Raw genomic sequence first — 236 nt, forward strand, 5'->3', positions numbered from 1 at the left:
TAAGGATGCTCCGCACGTTCACGCTGGATCAAAAAGCAGGCGCGCGCTTCCTTCCAGTTCCATGTTTCTTCCAGCTTGGCTGGAATTGGCAGGTGATTGCCGGAAAGCGCGGATTGCAGCCACTCCACTGCCTGTTCCTGCAGCAGAGGTTCACGATAGGGGGTATCAAACAGAACGGAAAGCAACGCTTGGGCTGAATCAGGCCACTGGTCTTTGCGGATCACAACATACCAGAC

1 pseudogene is annotated in these 236 nt (G+C 54.7%); it reads right to left on the bottom strand.

Going from position 1 to position 236, the window contains the following annotated elements:
* Positions 1–224 (bottom strand): annotated as a pseudogene (locus tag MXD62_RS09670) (PucR family transcriptional regulator); the annotation flags it as partial.
* Positions 225–236 lie beyond the last annotated feature (12 nt).

The organism is Frankia sp. Mgl5 (assembly GCF_023242985.1).
In the GTDB taxonomy this organism is placed as follows: domain Bacteria; phylum Actinomycetota; class Actinomycetes; order Frankiales; family Frankiaceae; genus Parafrankia; species Parafrankia soli.